Annotated in this window: 14 protein-coding genes; 4 read left to right on the top strand and 10 right to left on the bottom strand. The window is 65.7% G+C overall.

Annotation, left to right across the window (positions count from 1 at the left end; genetic code table 11):
- Nucleotides 1-200 precede the first annotated feature (200 nt).
- The 4 genes from BCCGELA001_RS21485 to BCCGELA001_RS21470 form a co-directional block, all read right to left on the bottom strand.
- Entirely contained in the window at nucleotides 201-380 is a 180-nt protein-coding gene (locus BCCGELA001_RS21485; protein ID WP_060736262.1) for a hypothetical protein, read from the bottom strand.
- 403 nt (nucleotides 381-783) lie between these two features.
- Nucleotides 784-1,998 carry a YeeE/YedE family protein gene (locus tag BCCGELA001_RS21480; protein ID WP_060736261.1) on the bottom strand — a complete coding sequence of 405 codons (1,215 nt, stop codon included), beginning with the start codon at nucleotides 1,996-1,998 and terminating at the stop codon, nucleotides 784-786.
- 142 nt (nucleotides 1,999-2,140) lie between these two features.
- Nucleotides 2,141-3,526, bottom strand: a complete 1,386-nt coding sequence (chrA, locus tag BCCGELA001_RS21475; RefSeq protein ID WP_008548233.1) for a chromate efflux transporter — start codon at nucleotides 3,524-3,526, stop codon at nucleotides 2,141-2,143.
- Entirely contained in the window at nucleotides 3,526-4,344 is an 819-nt protein-coding gene (locus BCCGELA001_RS21470; RefSeq protein WP_008548231.1) for a chromate resistance protein ChrB domain-containing protein, read from the bottom strand. Before BCCGELA001_RS21470 ends, chrA begins: the two co-directional genes overlap by 1 nt.
- Before the next feature lie 195 nt (nucleotides 4,345-4,539).
- Here BCCGELA001_RS21470 and dmeF point away from each other — a divergent pair, with 195 nt between their 5' ends.
- A complete protein-coding gene (gene dmeF / locus BCCGELA001_RS21465) occupies nucleotides 4,540-5,502 on the top strand; it encodes a CDF family Co(II)/Ni(II) efflux transporter DmeF (RefSeq protein WP_008548229.1) in 963 nt (320 codons plus the stop codon).
- Nucleotides 5,503-5,511: 9 nt separating this feature from the next.
- Here dmeF and BCCGELA001_RS21460 read toward each other — a convergent pair whose 3' ends face one another.
- Nucleotides 5,512-5,703 (bottom strand): hypothetical protein, encoded by a 192-nt coding sequence (locus tag BCCGELA001_RS21460; protein WP_060736260.1) that lies wholly within the window; start codon nucleotides 5,701-5,703, stop codon nucleotides 5,512-5,514.
- 32 nt (nucleotides 5,704-5,735) lie between these two features.
- Entirely contained in the window at nucleotides 5,736-6,893 is a 1,158-nt protein-coding gene (locus BCCGELA001_RS21455) for an MFS transporter (RefSeq protein WP_060736259.1), read from the bottom strand.
- Nucleotides 6,894-7,053: 160 nt separating this feature from the next.
- On the opposite strand from BCCGELA001_RS21455, the gene BCCGELA001_RS21450 reads away from it, so the two are divergent.
- On the top strand, nucleotides 7,054-8,313 hold the full coding sequence (locus BCCGELA001_RS21450) for an adenylate/guanylate cyclase domain-containing protein (protein ID WP_008548219.1): 1,260 nt from the start codon (nucleotides 7,054-7,056) through the stop codon (nucleotides 8,311-8,313).
- A gap of 112 nt (nucleotides 8,314-8,425) precedes the next feature.
- On the opposite strand, the gene BCCGELA001_RS21445 is transcribed toward BCCGELA001_RS21450, so the two are convergent.
- The gene (locus tag BCCGELA001_RS21445) at nucleotides 8,426-9,667 is read right to left on the bottom strand and encodes an MFS transporter (RefSeq protein WP_060736258.1); all 1,242 of its coding nucleotides are present in this window, start codon (nucleotides 9,665-9,667) and stop codon (nucleotides 8,426-8,428) included.
- A gap of 171 nt (nucleotides 9,668-9,838) precedes the next feature.
- Here BCCGELA001_RS21445 and BCCGELA001_RS21440 point away from each other — a divergent pair, with 171 nt between their 5' ends.
- The gene (locus tag BCCGELA001_RS21440; protein WP_060736257.1) at nucleotides 9,839-11,191 is read left to right on the top strand and encodes an Nramp family divalent metal transporter; all 1,353 of its coding nucleotides are present in this window, start codon (nucleotides 9,839-9,841) and stop codon (nucleotides 11,189-11,191) included.
- 55 nt (nucleotides 11,192-11,246) lie between these two features.
- Here BCCGELA001_RS21440 and BCCGELA001_RS21435 read toward each other — a convergent pair whose 3' ends face one another.
- The 3 genes from BCCGELA001_RS21435 to hemB all read right to left on the bottom strand — a co-directional run bounded on the left by BCCGELA001_RS21435 (nucleotide 11,247) and on the right by hemB (nucleotide 13,888).
- Nucleotides 11,247-12,023 carry an arginyltransferase gene (locus tag BCCGELA001_RS21435; protein ID WP_060736256.1) on the bottom strand — a complete coding sequence of 259 codons (777 nt, stop codon included), beginning with the start codon at nucleotides 12,021-12,023 and terminating at the stop codon, nucleotides 11,247-11,249.
- A 130-nt stretch (nucleotides 12,024-12,153) separates the two neighbouring features.
- The gene (locus BCCGELA001_RS21430) at nucleotides 12,154-12,693 is read right to left on the bottom strand and encodes an RDD family protein (RefSeq protein WP_008548193.1); all 540 of its coding nucleotides are present in this window, start codon (nucleotides 12,691-12,693) and stop codon (nucleotides 12,154-12,156) included.
- Between the two features lie 133 nt (nucleotides 12,694-12,826).
- A complete protein-coding gene (hemB, locus tag BCCGELA001_RS21425; RefSeq protein WP_008548191.1) occupies nucleotides 12,827-13,888 on the bottom strand; it encodes a porphobilinogen synthase in 1,062 nt (353 codons plus the stop codon).
- Nucleotides 13,889-14,024: 136 nt separating this feature from the next.
- Between hemB and BCCGELA001_RS21420 the strand changes: the two genes are divergently transcribed.
- The gene (locus BCCGELA001_RS21420) at nucleotides 14,025-14,522 is read left to right on the top strand and encodes a DUF6163 family protein (protein WP_008548189.1); all 498 of its coding nucleotides are present in this window, start codon (nucleotides 14,025-14,027) and stop codon (nucleotides 14,520-14,522) included.
- Nucleotides 14,523-14,727 lie beyond the last annotated feature (205 nt).

The raw sequence follows: 14,727 nt of genomic DNA, 5'->3' as shown, positions 1-14,727 counted from the left end.
TTTTGACGGCAGTAGTGGTGCTTCCAGTAGTAGCATTTGCGGTCCACATATTTCTTGAGAGCCTTGGCGTATAGCTTTCACGGAACGTACGCTCTTGGCCCTTAGCCGAACCCGCTGATCCAGTTGTCACGTCGTCTATCGTTGGTAGGACGCGCGGCCGCTTGTGACGCACAGTTGACTTCGGCGGGTTGAAGCAATCGTTAGCCGCCCTTGCCGCCCGTCTCGAGCTGCCGGCGCAGCTTCTTGGCGTATTGCTTGAGTTCAACCGTGAGGCGCCGGTTATAAATGCGGACTTCTTCGTCCGCGGACAGATTTCCCAGTAGCTCGCTTTCGGCGGCTTTCACTTCGACATCTTCAATACGTTGCTTGAGGTTGGTCACCCAACTCTCCTTTCAGTCCTACGCGAGTGGGGCACGCCGGAGCCCGTGGTCGTAACCGGCGAGACGCTTATGCGCTATTCGCAAGCATTGGCCCATGTCCGCTGCGAGAAGCGAACTGCGGCGGGTGACGCTTGAAAGTATGCAGAACATACGGTCTGAAAAATCCGAAGCGCCTGCTCGTTTTCATTCGGCCAATGATGGGCTTGGTACGCGACCAGGGCTGGACGTGAGGCAGCGCCGGGGCCGCGAGCGCACCGACTCAACTTGCGCGCTGAGGGAATATTTCCGAAAAGTGACCGACTCGTCGTATCAGATGATACGTGCACGCAGGTGCAGTCGGCCGCAACATCCCCGAGCGGGGCTGAAGCGCCACGCCTGCCGCGCAGCTATCAGCAGCGCAAATCTAACGTTCGACGCCCAGCCCAAACAGCGGCCGCAGTTGCGTTCCCAGGATATTGCCCAGGAAGGCGGCGACCAGCCAGCACCAGCCGTGCAGGCTGCCAGAAGCGATCCCGCTGAAATAGGCGCCGATGTTGCAGCCATAGGCGAGGCGCGCGCCGTATCCCAGCAGCAAGCCGCCGACGATCGCGGCGAGCAGCGAGCGAGGCGCGATGCGCCATGTCGGGCTGAATTTGCCGGCGAGGCCCGCCGCAAGCAACGCACCCAGGATGATGCCGAAATCCATGACGGAGGTGATGTCGGTAAAGATGCTCTGCTGCAGCGAGGCGGCGCGGGCACCCTGCCAATAAGGCCATGATGCGACGTCGACACCCAGTCCCATCAGGATCTTCGATCCCCACAGTGCGAATGCGGACGTGATGCCCCATGGCCGCCGGGCCAGATACAGCGTGGCGAAATTGCCGATCGCGAGCAGGATCGCGCCCCATAAGAGAGGCCATGGTCCTTGTATGAATCGCCGAAAGCCTCGCAGCTCCGTCCGCGCTCCCGGTTCGAGCGCGCCATGCCGTTGCCGCTCGGCCCTGACGGTCAGGAGATAGATGACAGCCATCACGGCCCAGCAGAGCATGAGCGCCGGCAGCCATCCCAGCCTTTCGATCAGAGAAACAGGTCCGATGTTCGGAAGACCGCTCCACCAAGGCAGATGAAGCGCGCCGATCGTCGATCCCGCAATGAAGGCCGCCAGCGTCACCAGCATCCGCGTGTTGCCGCCGCCGGCGGTGTACAGCGTTCCCGACGCGCAGCCGCCGCCAAGCTGCATTCCGAGGCCGAACAGGAACGCCCCGGTCAGCATTCCGATTCCGACCGCGCCGATCTCGCCCCGGACGGCCCCGCCAAACAGAGTGCCTTGAGCCAGGACGGGAAAGAACAGCGCCGTCGCCAACGCAAGCATGACCATCTGCGCACGGAGCCCTGCGCCTCTGCGCGAGACGATGAAGACACGCCAGGCCGAGGTGAACCCGAACAGCGCATGGTAGAGCGTCAGGCCAAGAGCGCCGCCGAGGAGAAACAACAATCCCTGCTGCCACGAAACGACGTTCGACAGAGCTGCCGCGCCAGCGAGGAGAAGAGCCGCCGCGATGGCGACGATTGTGAGATTGGCTTGGTGCCGATTGTTGTCAGGAGCAAGCAGTCGGGCATCGATGGACAGGTCAGTCATACACTCTTCCCCGGAAAGCCGACCCCATGGTTACGGGAGCTAACCATGGCAAATTAGCCCCGTTCCAATCGCCATTGGCGGGAACCCTGCGCTTATGTTCGGGCGCGTTCCGCCGGCTTATCGACGTGTCTGAGTTTTCCGGCTAGATCACCCCCGCCAGCCGCAGCGCCACACCCGCCGCGCAGCTTGCCGCGAGCACCGTCAGCATCCCCAGCTCGAACCGGAAGATCGCCGTCGCCGCTGCGATCGCCAGCAGCAGGGCCGGCACATCGACGCTGCTCAGCACGGGCCTATCGAAGTTCAGCGGGAAGGCGTGCACCGGCACGGTCTCGCGGAACAGCGTGTGCAGGGCGAACCAGATCGAGAGGTTGAGGATGACGCCGACGACGGCGGCGGTGATCGCGCTGAGCGCGCCGGCGAGGCCCGTATTGCCGCGCAGGCGCTCGATATAGGGGGCGCCGACGAAGATCCAGAGGAAGCAGGGTGTGAAGGTGACCCAGGTCGCGAGCAGGCCGCCGAGCGCCGCCGCCAGCATCGGCGACAGCCCGTTCGGATCGCGATAGGCGGCCATGAAGCCGACGAACTGAAGCACCATGATCAACGGTCCCGGCGTGGTCTCGGCCATGCCGAGGCCATCGAGCATCTCGTGCGGCTTCAGCCAGTGATAATGCTCGACCGCCTGTTGCGCGACATAGGCCAGCACCGCGTAGGCGCCGCCGAAGGTGACCAGCGCCATCTTCGAGAAGAACAGCGCGATCTGGCTGAACACGCTGGCCTGCCCGAGCAGTACAAGCAGCGCGGCGATAGGCACCAGCCAGAGCGCAAGCCACAGCGCCCCGACGCGGATCGCGCGCCCTGTATCAGGCTTGACGTGATCGGGCACCGCGTCGCCGAGCATGCTGTCGATCACGGCCGTGCTGCCGCCATGGCCGTGACCGGCCGGTGCGAATTCCCGCCGGCCGCTTCGCGCGCCGATATATCCGATCAAGCCGGCGGCGATGATGATGATCGGGAAGGGGACGGCAAAGAAGAAGATCGCGACGAAGGCGATGGCGGCGAGCGCGATCATGATCCGGTTCTTCAGCGCGCGCTTGCCGACGCGCACCACGGCCTCGACGACGATGGCGAGCACGGCCGCCTTCAGCCCGAAGAACAGCGCCTCGACGAAGCTGACATTGCCGAACGCCGCGTAGACGTAGCTGAGGCCCATGATGGCGATGATGCCGGGCAGGATGAACAGCCCGCCCGCCATCAGCCCGCCGGCAGTGCGATGCATCAGCCAGCCGACATAGGTTGCGAGCTGCTGCGCCTCCGGCCCCGGCAGCAGCATGCAATAGTTCAGCGCATGCAGGAAGCGGCCTTCAGAGATCCACTTCTTCTCCTCGACCAGGATGCGATGCATCACCGCGATTTGGCCCGCGGGCCCGCCGAAGCTGAGGCAGGCGACGCGCAGCCAGACGCGGAAGGCTTCATTGAAGCTGACGCCGTGACCGGCGTCAGCTCCTGCACGAACGGTACGGGTATCCATTACGCCTTCACCTTGTTGGTCGGCCAGTTGTGGGTCTCGGCCGTCGCGTCGCGGCACCAGCGGTAGAAGGCGTCATAGAGCAGCATGCCGGCCTCGAGCTGTTCGAGATCGTCGTCATACATCCGCGACAGTCCGAGCGAGGCCGCAAGCAGGCCCGGCGCCTCCGGTGCGAGCTCCGGCCGCGCGGTGTCGGCGCCGCGCACCAGCGTCGCGAGGCGGAGCAGGGCCGGTGAAGCGATCCCGAACTCCTCGATCATGACGTCGAAAGTGCAGAGCTCGCCGCGGTGGCTCCAGAACACGTTCTCGATGTCGAAGGGCGCGGCATTGAACCGCTCGCCGACGCCGATCACCTCGGAGGGTGCGACGAACAGGAACGCCGCGTTGGGATCGACGAAGCGGCGGATCAGCCAGGGGCAGGCGATGCGGTCGACCTTGGGGCGCGCCCGCGTCACCCAGACGGTGCGTCCCCTGGCATCGCGCGGCGGCAGCTTGCGGGCGTCGAGCAACGGGAGCTTGGCCGCTTTCCAGCCCTCGAAGCCGCCCTCCAGTGCCTCGGCCTCGACGCCGAGTTGGCGCAGCCAGGCGGCCGTGCCCTGCGCGAGCTTTTCGCCGCGAAGGCAGGAGACGATGGTCCGGCGGCCGGCGAAATCGCGGCCCCAGTCCGTCACCTGGTCGTGGCTGAGCTTGATGGAGCCCGGGATCAGCCGCCGGTCGGCGGCAAAATCCTCCTCGGTGCGCACGTCGATGAGGGAAGGGCTGTTCGCCGTGCCGATCAGCCGTGCCAATTTGTCAGATGATATGGTCGTGAAAGCAGACATGATGCGTCCTCGCAAAACCGAACGGGACGCGATGCTTGGGCGTGTCGCCTCGTGGGGAGATCGCTCAAATCCCCATGGCGCAGATTACAGCGAAACTTGCAAGCACTGTCAATGCGCGGGGCGATTGGACCTTAGAAAATCGGTGTCCGGCGACTATACTAACCGTCAACTGACCTGAATCTTCTGGAGAATTCGATGCATTCCCACTCCATCGAGCAATGGACCCATGACCACGCCTTCCTGGGCGAGAAGCACGAGGAGAACGAGCGGCGCACCTGGTTCGTGGTCGTCCTAACGCTGGTCATGATGGCCGGGGAGATCGTCGCGGGGTCGCTGTTCGGGTCGATGGCACTGCTCGCCGACGGCTGGCACATGGGTACGCATGCCGCCGCGCTCGGCATCGCCGCCTTCGCGTATCGCTTCGCGCGACGGCATCTCGGGAATGCACATTTCACCTTCGGCACCGGCAAGTTCGGCGATCTCGCCGCCTTCGCCAGTGCGATCATCCTCGGCCTGATCGCGGTCGAGATCGCCTATGAGAGCGTGCTGCGGCTGATCACGCCGGTGCCGATCGTCTATGGCGAGGCGATCGCGGTCGCAACGCTCGGGCTGTGCGTCAACCTCGCCAGCGCGTGGCTGCTGCGCGGCAACCATGATCATCATCATGGCCATCATCACGGCCATGGCCATGCGCATGATGATCACGACGATCACCATGACCACCACCACCATCATCACGACAACAACCTGCGCGCGGCCTATGTGCACGTGATGGCGGATGCTGCGACCTCGGTGCTGGCGATCGGTGCCCTTGTGGTCGCGATGTATTCGGGCTGGGTCTGGGCCGATCCGGCCGTCGGCCTGATCGGCAGCGCCGTGATCGCGGCCTGGGCGTTCGGCCTGATCAAGTCGTCAGGCGCGGTGCTGCTCGACGTGCGCGCCGACGAGAAGCTGGAGCGGGTGATCCGGGCGCGCATCGAGGTCGGCGACGACCGCGTCACCGATCTGCATCTCTGGCAGGTCGGGCCCGGCCATTGCGCCGTGCTGCTCTCGGTGGTGTCGGACCAGCCGAAGCAACCGGCCGTCTACAAGCGGCGGCTTGCCGGACTGAAGGGGCTGAGCCACGTCACGGTCGAGGTCGAGACCTGCCCGCATTGACGTGAGGAATCAGCCTTTCGGTGCGGTCACATTAGGCGGGCTCGCGTCCGGTGTCTTCTTCGGCTTCAGCGTGCCGGCATAGAACGAGACCAGCCAGACCAGGAGAAGCGCGAGCAGATAGACGCCCCAGGCCTGCGGCGGCGTGGTCGCCCAGCGCAGGAGGCCTTTGAACGTGCGGGGCGGGCTGGCATCTTCGCTCATGGCTCGCTTGTGCCGCGAAAGCGGCGGGGCGGTCAATCCGGCCGGGGCTTGGTGCGGATCAGGAACAAGGCCGCCAGCGCCGACAGGCTGAGTGCGGAGGAGACGATCAGCACCTTGGCGCCCATGACGTCGATCAGCAGGCCGAAGGCGAGCGGCGCCACCGCCTGCGCCATTCGCGCCGGCGCGCCGATGATGCCGAGACGATAGCCAAAATCCTTCGGCCCGAAGATCGCGAGCGGGAGCGTGCCGCGCGCGATCGTCAGGATGCCGTTGCCGGAGCCATGGAACAGCGCGAACGCGCTCGCGGCCGCGCCGCCGAAGATCGCCACGACCACCGCGCCGATCGGATGGGTGAGGCAGGCGAGCCGCGTCGACCACAGCGGATGGAAGCGGCTGAGAAAGCCCGCTTCTAGCATGCGTGCGCCGACCTGCGCCGGGCCGATCAGCGCGCCGGCTGCGATCGCTTCGACCGGCGTTGCGCCGGTCGCCTCCAGGATGCGTGGGAAATGCGCGGCCATGGCGCCGGTGACGGTCCAGACCGCGGCGAAGATGAAAGCGAGCAGGACCATGGTGCGGTCGAGCGGCAGATGCGGCTTCTCGGCGGTCGCAGCAGTCTGCTTCGCGCCCGTGATCGCTGGCAGCATGAAGAAATTGAGCGGCAGGCCGATCAGGAGATTGGCCGCGGCCCAGGCAAAGCAGGTCTCGCGCCAGCCGATATGGGCAAGGCCCCAGGCGGTGAGCGGCCAGCCGATCGTCGAGGCGAAGCCCGCCATCAGCGTGATGCCCGTGATGGGCCTGCGCGCCTCGGTGCCGTAGATTCGCCCAAGCGCGGCGAAGGCGGCGTCATACAGACCCATCGCCATGCCGATGCCGAGCACGAGCCAGGCGATCGCCATCACCGCCACCGACTGCGCGAGGCCGAGCAGCACGAGGCCGGCGGCGATGGAGAGGTTCGAGGCCGACAGCACCTGCCGTCCGCCGAAGAGATCGATCTGCCGTCCGATGCGCGGGCCGAGCATGGCGGAGAGCACGAGCGAAGCCGAGAACGCGCCGAAGATCCAGTTGGAGGAAATGCCGAGGTCGCGCGCCATGGGATCGGCGATCAGCGCCGGCAGATAATAGCTGGACGCCCAGGCCAGCGTCTGCGTGGTGCCCAGCGCCAGGATGATCGGAAGCTGGCGCCGGCTCATGTCCTCGTGCTTCTGATCTTCTGTGTCATTGGATGCATTTGCCGCTTGCGGCGTGAGCCCGTCAACCGCGTCTGCGGCATATTCGACCTGCCGCGGACGCGAGCCTGCCGGTGTCCGCGCGCGGCCTTTCGTTCGTCACGAATGCACGCCATAATGGCGTATGCAATTGACCTCGCGCCTTGCGCTGATGAACTGGCTGACCGGCCAGGGGCTCACGGGCCTGCCTGAAAACGAGCTGCTTCGCGGTTTCTGCGAGCGCTGTTGCGCCGAGGGGCTGGACCTGTCGCGCGGACTGGTCGTCATCGACACGCTGCATCCGATCTATGAGGGCCGCGGCTTCCGCTGGAGCGACCGTCCCAGCAACGAGAGCGACGCGTTCGAATACGGCTCGACCGCGGACGGCGACGCCGCCAAGAGCTGGCGCCGCTCGGTGTTCTTCCACATGCTCGAGAATGGCGACGACGAGATGGTGATCGATCTCGCCGACGCGCCGTCACTGGATTTCTCGCAGATCGGCGAGCTCGCCGAGAAGGGCCACAAGCACTATCTCGCCTTCGTGCACCGCTTCGGCGAGAACGGCGCGCTCGGCCTGATGGATTGCCTGTATTCCTGCTGGACCACCCGGCGCGACAGCGGCTTCACCGGATCCGAGCTGGAAGCGCTGCGCGATCTGGTGCCGGTGCTGGGGCTCGCGATCAAGTCGGCCCAGCAGGTCGACATCGCGCGCACGCTCGGCCGCGTCTATCTCGGTCGCGACGCGTCCGAGCAGGTGCTGCGCGGGCGCATCTCGCGCGGCGTCACCGAGCGCATCAACGCCGTGCTGTGGTATTCGGATTTACGCGGTTCGACCGGGATCAGCGAGAGCATCGGTCCCGACGAGATCATTCCGTTCCTCAACGACTACGCGCAGGCCGTGATCGATCCGATCCATGAGGCCGGCGGCGACGTGCTGAAGCTGATCGGCGACGGCGTGCTCGCGATGTTCTGGGGCGAGGACATGGCGGCGGCGCGGCGCGCCGCGCTCCGGGCCGAGCATCTGTTCCGCAAGAACGTCGCGGCGCTGAACGCGCGCAGGGCGGCCGCCGGCCGTCCCACCACGTCGGCCTATATCGGCCTGCATGTCGGCGAGGTCTTCTACGGCAATATCGGCAGCGAGGACCGGCTCGATTTTACCGTGGTCGGGCCGACCGTCAACGAGGTCAGCCGCATCGCCTCGATGAGCCGCTCGGTCGATCGCGAACTCCTGACCTCGTCGGAATTCTACAAGGGCTTGGATGCCGCCGGGCGCCGCTATCTCGTCTCCACCGGCCGCTACGCGCTGCGCGGCATCGGTCGCGCGCAGGATCTCTACACGCTCGATCCTGATGTCGATGCCAGCGAGCCGGTGACGGGGAGCTACGAGCGGTATCTGGCGGGATAAGCGGGCTGTTCCGGCTTGCTTTGTCATTGCGAGCGTAGCGAAGCAAACCAGAATCCCTCAGCGGAAGATCCTGGATTGCTTCGTCGCTGCGCTCCTCGCAATGACGGCGCGGCTAGCACTTCACCGCCACCTCATCTCCCACCATGTCCGGCTGCCGGTCGAGCGACACGGCCGGTGACAACAGGATCACCAGCGCCTGCACGCCGAACACGGCGGCGGCGAGATACAGGCACGCTTCCGCGCTCCAGAGGCCGCCGACGATCGCGCCCAGCACTGAACCGAGCGGGCGGGCGCCGTAGCTCATGATGTTGATGGCGGAGACGCGGCCGAGCAGGCGCGGCGGTGTCACCGACTGGCGCAGCGTCGTGGTCGAGATCACCCAGAGGATCGGGCCGACGCCGAGCAGGAAAAAGCTCAGGGCCGCAAGCCAGGGCGAGGGCACCAGCACCGTCAGCGCCATCACCAGTGCGGCGACGAAGCCGGTGACCGGGCCGAGGCCGACCACCGTGCCGAACGCGAGGCGCTGCATCACGCGTGTGGCGAGCAGCGCTCCGATCACCATGCCGGCGCCGTACATCGTCAGCACGACGCCGACGCCGGCGGCGGTCAGGCCGAGATGGCGCACCGCATAGGGCACGAACACCGCGATCTGCAGGAACCAGCCGGTGTTGAAGATGAACTGGGTGATGAACACCGGCCGCAGCAGCGGATGGTGAAACACGAAGGCCGCGCCCTCGCGGATGTCCTGCAACGGGTGGCGCCGCGGCGCCGGCGCGCGGGCAGGCTCGTAGATGCCGGCGAGCAGCACCACCGCGATCGCCGAGAGCGCGGCGGCAAAGCCGAAGGCCGGGCTTGCGCCCCACCATCCCACCAATGCGCCGCCGAACGCGGGCCCGCTTGCAAAGGCAATGGTGCGCGCGAGCTCGATGCGGGCGTTTGCGGCCGGCAACAGGTCCGGGCTCACCAGCGAGGGCACCAGCGCCGGGGCGGCCACGCTGTAGACGACGGTGCCGCATACGGCGGCGAAGCCGAGCAGCGCCAGCAGCGGCAGGTTGAGGGCACCCAGCGCCAGCAGCAGGACGATGGCCGCAAGAGCAACCGCCCGCAGCGCTTCGGCGCCCGCCATCAGCCGGCGGCGCGAGATTCGGTCGGCCAGCACGCCGGCGGGAATGGCGAACAGGACGAAGGGCAAGGTGAGGGCGGTCTGGAGCAGGCCGGTGCGCCCTTCGGCGACCCCCAGCGTCAGCACCGCGACGATAGGGGCTGCGGCGAGCGCGATCTGCTCGGCCGATTGCGCTGCGAGGTTCGACCAGGCAAGGCGGTTGAAGGTGTCGGGGAGGTGCGGCGGTGACATGGCTCATATCCTGCGGAGGCGAATTTGCGCCGATGTTCGCCTTCCGGGACCACCGAACCCACCCGCTTCCCGACAAGAGACGGGACTGCCGCGATCCGCCCTCTGAACGAAAGCGGCTAGATGCAGTTGCAAATGAGTTGCAATAAGAATGAACTTGGGTATTCTGCCAGCATGGATGCCCGATCACCCCACATGAGCCCCGACGCCGCCGGCTGGCGCGCTGACGCGCCGACCACCAAGAGCCTCGCCGAGGTCAATTCCACAGTCGCAATCCCGGCCGCCGGCCACTGGTCGCGACGGCTGCTGGCCTTCGTCGGTCCCGGCTATCTGGTCTCGGTCGGCTACATGGATCCCGGCAATTGGGCGACCGACCTCGCCGGTGGATCGAAGTTCGGCTACACGCTGCTTGCGGTCATCCTGCTCTCGAACCTGATGGCGATCCTGCTGCAGTCGCTGGCGGCGCGGCTCGGCATCGTCACCGACCGCGACCTCGCGCAGGCCTGCCGCGCGACCTATTCTCCGCCGGTGAACTTCCTGCTCTGGCTCGCCTGCGAGGCGGCGATCATCGCCTGCGATCTGGCCGAGGTGATCGGCACCGCGATCGCGCTCAAGCTGCTGTTCGGCATTCCGCTGATCGGCGGCGCGTTGCTCGCCGCGCTCGATGCGTTCCTGCTTCTGATCCTGATGAATCGCGGCTTCCGCTTCCTGGAGGCCTTCGTCATCGCGCTGCTCGTGGTGATCGCGGTCTGCTTCGCGGTGCAGATCGTGGCTGCGGCCCCGCCGGTGGCTGAAGTGCTGCACGGCTTCGTGCCGAAGAGCGAGATCTTCACCAATCCTGAAATGCTCTACATCGCGATCGGCATCATCGGCGCGACCGTGATGCCGCATAATCTCTATCTGCACTCCTCGATCGTGCAGACGCGCGCCTACGAGCGCAACGATGCCGGCCGGCGCGAGGCGATCAAGTGGGCGACGACGGACTCGACCATCGCGCTGATGCTGGCGCTGTTCATCAACGCTGCGATCCTCGTCGTGGCGGCAGCCACCTTCCACAAGAGCGGCCATTCCGACGTGGCCGGGATCGAGCAGGCGTTCGAGCTGCTATCGCCGCTGCTCGGCCTCGGCATCGCCTCGACCTTGTTCGCGGTGGCCCTGCTGGCTTCAGGCCTCAACTCGACGGTAACAGCGACGCTCGCCGGCCAGATTGTGATGGAAGGTTTTCTCGACCTGCGCCTGCCGAGCTGGGCGCGCCGCCTCGTCACGCGCGGCATCGCTATCATTCCCGTGATCATCGTCACCGCGATCTATGGCGAGCGGGGCACCGCAGACCTGTTGGTGTTCAGCCAGGTTGTGCTGTCGATGCAGCTGCCCTTTGCGGTCATCCCGCTGGTTCGCTTCGTCTCCGACCGCCGCAAGATGGGCAAGTTCGCAATCCCGGTGTCGGTCGCCGCGGTCGCCTGGATCGTCGCGGGCGTCATCGTGATTTTGAACGTGAAGCTGCTGGCGGATACGTTGATGGGGTGAGTAGCGAATGGCGAATAGCGAATGGTTTGGCTATTCGCTACTCGCCATTCGCCGCTCAATCCTGCGGCTCGGAGGCCATATCCCCTTGCGCATCGATGCGCAGCCAGCCCGAGGGAGCGAGGCGCTGCTGCGGCAGGAAGCGGGCCTTGTAGTCCATCTTCTTGGAGCCTTCGATCCAGTAGCCGAGATAGACGTAGGGCAGGCCTTGCCGGCGCGCCCGGGCAATGTGGTCGAGGATCATGAAGGTGCCCATCGAGCGGCTGACCTCGCTCGGCTCGAAAAAGGAATAGACCATGGATAGCCCGTCGCTGAGCACGTCGGTGAGCGCAACTGCGATCAGCTCCTCGCCGCGGCCGGTGATGCCACTGTCGGGGCCGCGCTTGCGGTACTCGATGATGCGGGTCTCGACGTGGCTGTCCTCCACCATCATGGCGTAGTCGAGCACAGTCATGTCGGCCATGCCGCCGTGGCGGTGGCGGGCGTCGAGATAGGCGCGGAAAACGGAGTATTGCTCGGAGGTCGGCACCGCGCTGCGCTGCTCGCCTATGATGTCGGCGTTGCGCGCCATCACCTTGCGGAAGTTGCGGGATGGCCGGAACTCGTTGGCGACCACGCGGACCGAGACGCAGGCGCGGCATTGGTCGCAGGCGGGCCGATAGGCGATCGATTGGCTGCGGCGGAACCCGCCATGGGTCAGGAGGTCGTTGAGATCACCGGCGCGCTCCCCCACGAGGTGCGTGAACACCTTGCGCTCATGCCGGCCCGGCAGATAGGGGCAGGGGGAGGGCGCCGTAAGGTAAAATTGTGGGGTGTCGCGCGAGTGCTGGGTCAAGGGACGTCGTGGGCCTCCGAAGTGTGGTTTAGCATCGCGCTCCAGAGGCCCACGGTCAATTGTCCTGCTCGGCAGATCAGATCAGTCAGCTTAGTAGGTCCAGGTTGATAGGTTGTTGACCAGCAGGTTCTCAGTACGTCCTTGCGGCCTGGGGCGCGGGGAGACGAACCGAATTGTTGATCACGACCGTTCCCAGGACGAAATCGTGCAGCAGGCGACGACGGCCGTTGAACGGGCCGACCAGCACCACGAAGGGCGTCAGGAACGAGACCGTCACCCAGAACAGCACTGCATGGGTGGCACCGAGCACGAAATAGCCGGGTGCGCCGTACCAGGTGCGCAGTTCCAGGTCCATCACACGCATGCCCACCGTCGCCGATGAAGGGCCGCCGATGCTGGCGCCGTAATAGACGATGGCCCAGATCACCGAGGCCGGCCAGGCGATCCAGAACAGCGCCCAGCCGATGCCGAGCGTGACCACGCCGAACAGGGCGATGAAGATGTAGCCGAGGATGACAGGCACGGAGATCACGATCATATCGATCAGGAAGGCAAAGACCCGCCGCGTCGCGACACCGCGGAACAGCTCCGGGTGCAGATAGGGGTCGTAGGCATGCGGTTGCATCCCACCCTCGTTGCGCCAAGTGCCTGAATTGCCTGCGTCGGACATGTCCGTTCTCTCCCAGCGAACCCCCGAGCAGGACATGGGAACAGGCTGTCCGCATGCCAAGGGCGCTGGGATCAACAAGCGAAAATATTCCGGCGATTCGGCGGCGGGACGACACTGAGCATGCAGTGCGAACCTACCCCTGCGCCCGCAGCTTCTCCGCGGCCTTCGGCGCGAAATAGCTCAGCACGCCGTCGGCGCCGGCGCGCTTGAAGGCGAGCAGGCTTTCCATCATGGCGCGCTCGCCGTCGAGCCAGCCGTTATTGGCGGCGGCTGCGATCATCGCGTATTCGCCGGAGACCTGGTAGGCGAAGGTCGGCATCGCAAAGGTGTCCTTTACGCGGCGGACCACGTCGAGATACGGCATGCCCGGCTTCACCATCACCATGTCGGCGCCCTCGGCGATGTCGAGCTCGACCTCGCGCAGGGCTTCGTCGGTGTTCGCGCTGTCCATCTGATAGGTGCGCTTGTCGCCGGTGAGCGTCTTGGCCGAGCCGATGGCGTCGCGGAACGGGCCGTAGAAGGCGGAGGCGTATTTGGCGGCATAGGCCATGATCTGCACGTCGAGCAGACCAGCGCGATCCAGGCCTTCGCGGATCGCGGCGACGCGGCCGTCCATCATGTCGGAGGGCGCGATGATGTCGCAGCCAGCCTCGGCCTGCACCAGCGCCTGACGCACCAACACGGCGACCGTCTCGTCATTGAGGATCTTGCCGTCGGAGATCAGGCCGTCATGGCCGTGGCTGGTGAAGGGATCGAGCGCGACGTCGCAGAGAATGCCGATCTCCGGGAATTCCTTCTTGATCGCACGCACCGCCTGGCAGACCAGATTGTTCGGATTGGTGGCCTCCGAGCCTTCCTCGTCGCGCAGGGACGGGTCAGTGTAGGGAAACAGCGCAAGACAAGGGATGGTGAGCTTCATGGCGCGCTCGGCTTCGCGCACCGCCTGATCGACGCTGAGACGGTCGACGCCCGGCATCGAGGCGACCTGCTCGCGCTTGTTGGTGCCGTCGATCAGGAACAGCGGCCAGATCAGATCATCGGTGGTGAGCACGTTCTCGCGCACCATGCGCCGCGCCCATTCGGCCTTGCGGTTGCGGCGCGGACGGACAGTCAGATCGAGGGCATGGGGCACTGCCGTGCCCTCCCGGCGCGCGACCTCGCGCAATTCGATCGGACGTCCGTATTTGATCGCCATCACTCTTCCTCCGGCTGGAATTATTCTTATACCAGCTCGCATGGTTCCCGTCACCGCGGCTTGACCTGCCGCAAGGCAGAATTGCCCTGACTTGGCAGCCGATTGATTTTGCGGGGCGAAGCAGCCAGAAGGGGCCATGTCCGAGATTTCCACCCGCGATGCGGCGCGCGACGGCGCCAGGGACAATGCCAGAGACAGCGCCAGGGACGGCGCGATGTCGGTGGCGGCGATCTCGTCGGAGCGCTCCCAGTCCGACGATAATGTCTGGACGCGGCGGCTCGTGCTGTTTCTGCGGGTGATGGCGCTGCTGTCGATCCTGAAGGGTCTCTATCACTGGGCGCAGGTGACGGGTTTCGTCGGCGGCGAGGACGAGGCGTTCGAGAACCAGTCGATGGCCTGGCAGGCCGCGACCGTCTACTTCGCGGTGATCGAGCTCGTTGCGGCCGTGGGCCTGTGGCTCGCAACGCCCTGGGGCGCGGTGGTGTGGCTGACCACCGTGGTGTCGATGGCCGTGATCGAGCTGATGTTCCCCGGCATCTATGGCGGCAGCCTGATCGTGGTCGGTGTCGAAGCCTTCATGCTCGCCGCCTATCTCGCGCTCGCCTGGATGGCCGCGCGGGAACGGCCGCCGTAGAGCGCGTAGATCATTCAACGCATCACGCTCGTGCCCCGGACGCAGCGCAGCGCTACTTCAGCGATGCGCTGCAGAGCCGGGGCCCATCTCTCCATCATATCGCTTGCGGCTTTCTGGGTCCCGGCTCTGCGATGCATCGCTTCGCGCTGCATCTTGTCTGGGACACGAGAGCGGAGTTGTGCGCGCTTGGTTGACCGTTGGTTGC

The sequence above is a fragment of the Bradyrhizobium sp. CCGE-LA001 genome (genome assembly GCF_000296215.2).
GTDB lineage: Bacteria > Pseudomonadota > Alphaproteobacteria > Rhizobiales > Xanthobacteraceae > Bradyrhizobium.
This window is presented reverse-complemented; position numbering and strand designations above follow the sequence as displayed.

What these genes read in the sequence shown, in the direction of transcription:
- BCCGELA001_RS21480 (WP_060736261.1), bottom strand. Translation starts at nt 1,998, where the DNA reads ATGACTGACCTGTCCATCGATGCCCGACTGCTTGCTCCTGACAACAAT.
- chrA (WP_008548233.1), bottom strand. Translation starts at nt 3,526, where the DNA reads ATGGATACCCGTACCGTTCGTGCAGGAGCTGACGCCGGTCACGGCGTC.
- BCCGELA001_RS21470 (WP_008548231.1), bottom strand. Translation starts at nt 4,344, where the DNA reads ATGTCTGCTTTCACGACCATATCATCTGACAAATTGGCACGGCTGATC.
- dmeF (WP_008548229.1), top strand. Translation starts at nt 4,540, where the DNA reads ATGCATTCCCACTCCATCGAGCAATGGACCCATGACCACGCCTTCCTG.
- BCCGELA001_RS21460 (WP_060736260.1), bottom strand. Translation starts at nt 5,703, where the DNA reads ATGAGCGAAGATGCCAGCCCGCCCCGCACGTTCAAAGGCCTCCTGCGC.
- BCCGELA001_RS21455 (WP_060736259.1), bottom strand. Translation starts at nt 6,893, where the DNA reads ATGAGCCGGCGCCAGCTTCCGATCATCCTGGCGCTGGGCACCACGCAG.
- BCCGELA001_RS21450 (WP_008548219.1), top strand. Translation starts at nt 7,054, where the DNA reads ATGCAATTGACCTCGCGCCTTGCGCTGATGAACTGGCTGACCGGCCAG.
- BCCGELA001_RS21445 (WP_060736258.1), bottom strand. Translation starts at nt 9,667, where the DNA reads ATGTCACCGCCGCACCTCCCCGACACCTTCAACCGCCTTGCCTGGTCG.
- BCCGELA001_RS21440 (WP_060736257.1), top strand. Translation starts at nt 9,839, where the DNA reads ATGGATGCCCGATCACCCCACATGAGCCCCGACGCCGCCGGCTGGCGC.
- BCCGELA001_RS21430 (WP_008548193.1), bottom strand. Translation starts at nt 12,693, where the DNA reads ATGTCCGACGCAGGCAATTCAGGCACTTGGCGCAACGAGGGTGGGATG.
- hemB (WP_008548191.1), bottom strand. Translation starts at nt 13,888, where the DNA reads ATGGCGATCAAATACGGACGTCCGATCGAATTGCGCGAGGTCGCGCGC.
- BCCGELA001_RS21420 (WP_008548189.1), top strand. Translation starts at nt 14,025, where the DNA reads ATGTCCGAGATTTCCACCCGCGATGCGGCGCGCGACGGCGCCAGGGAC.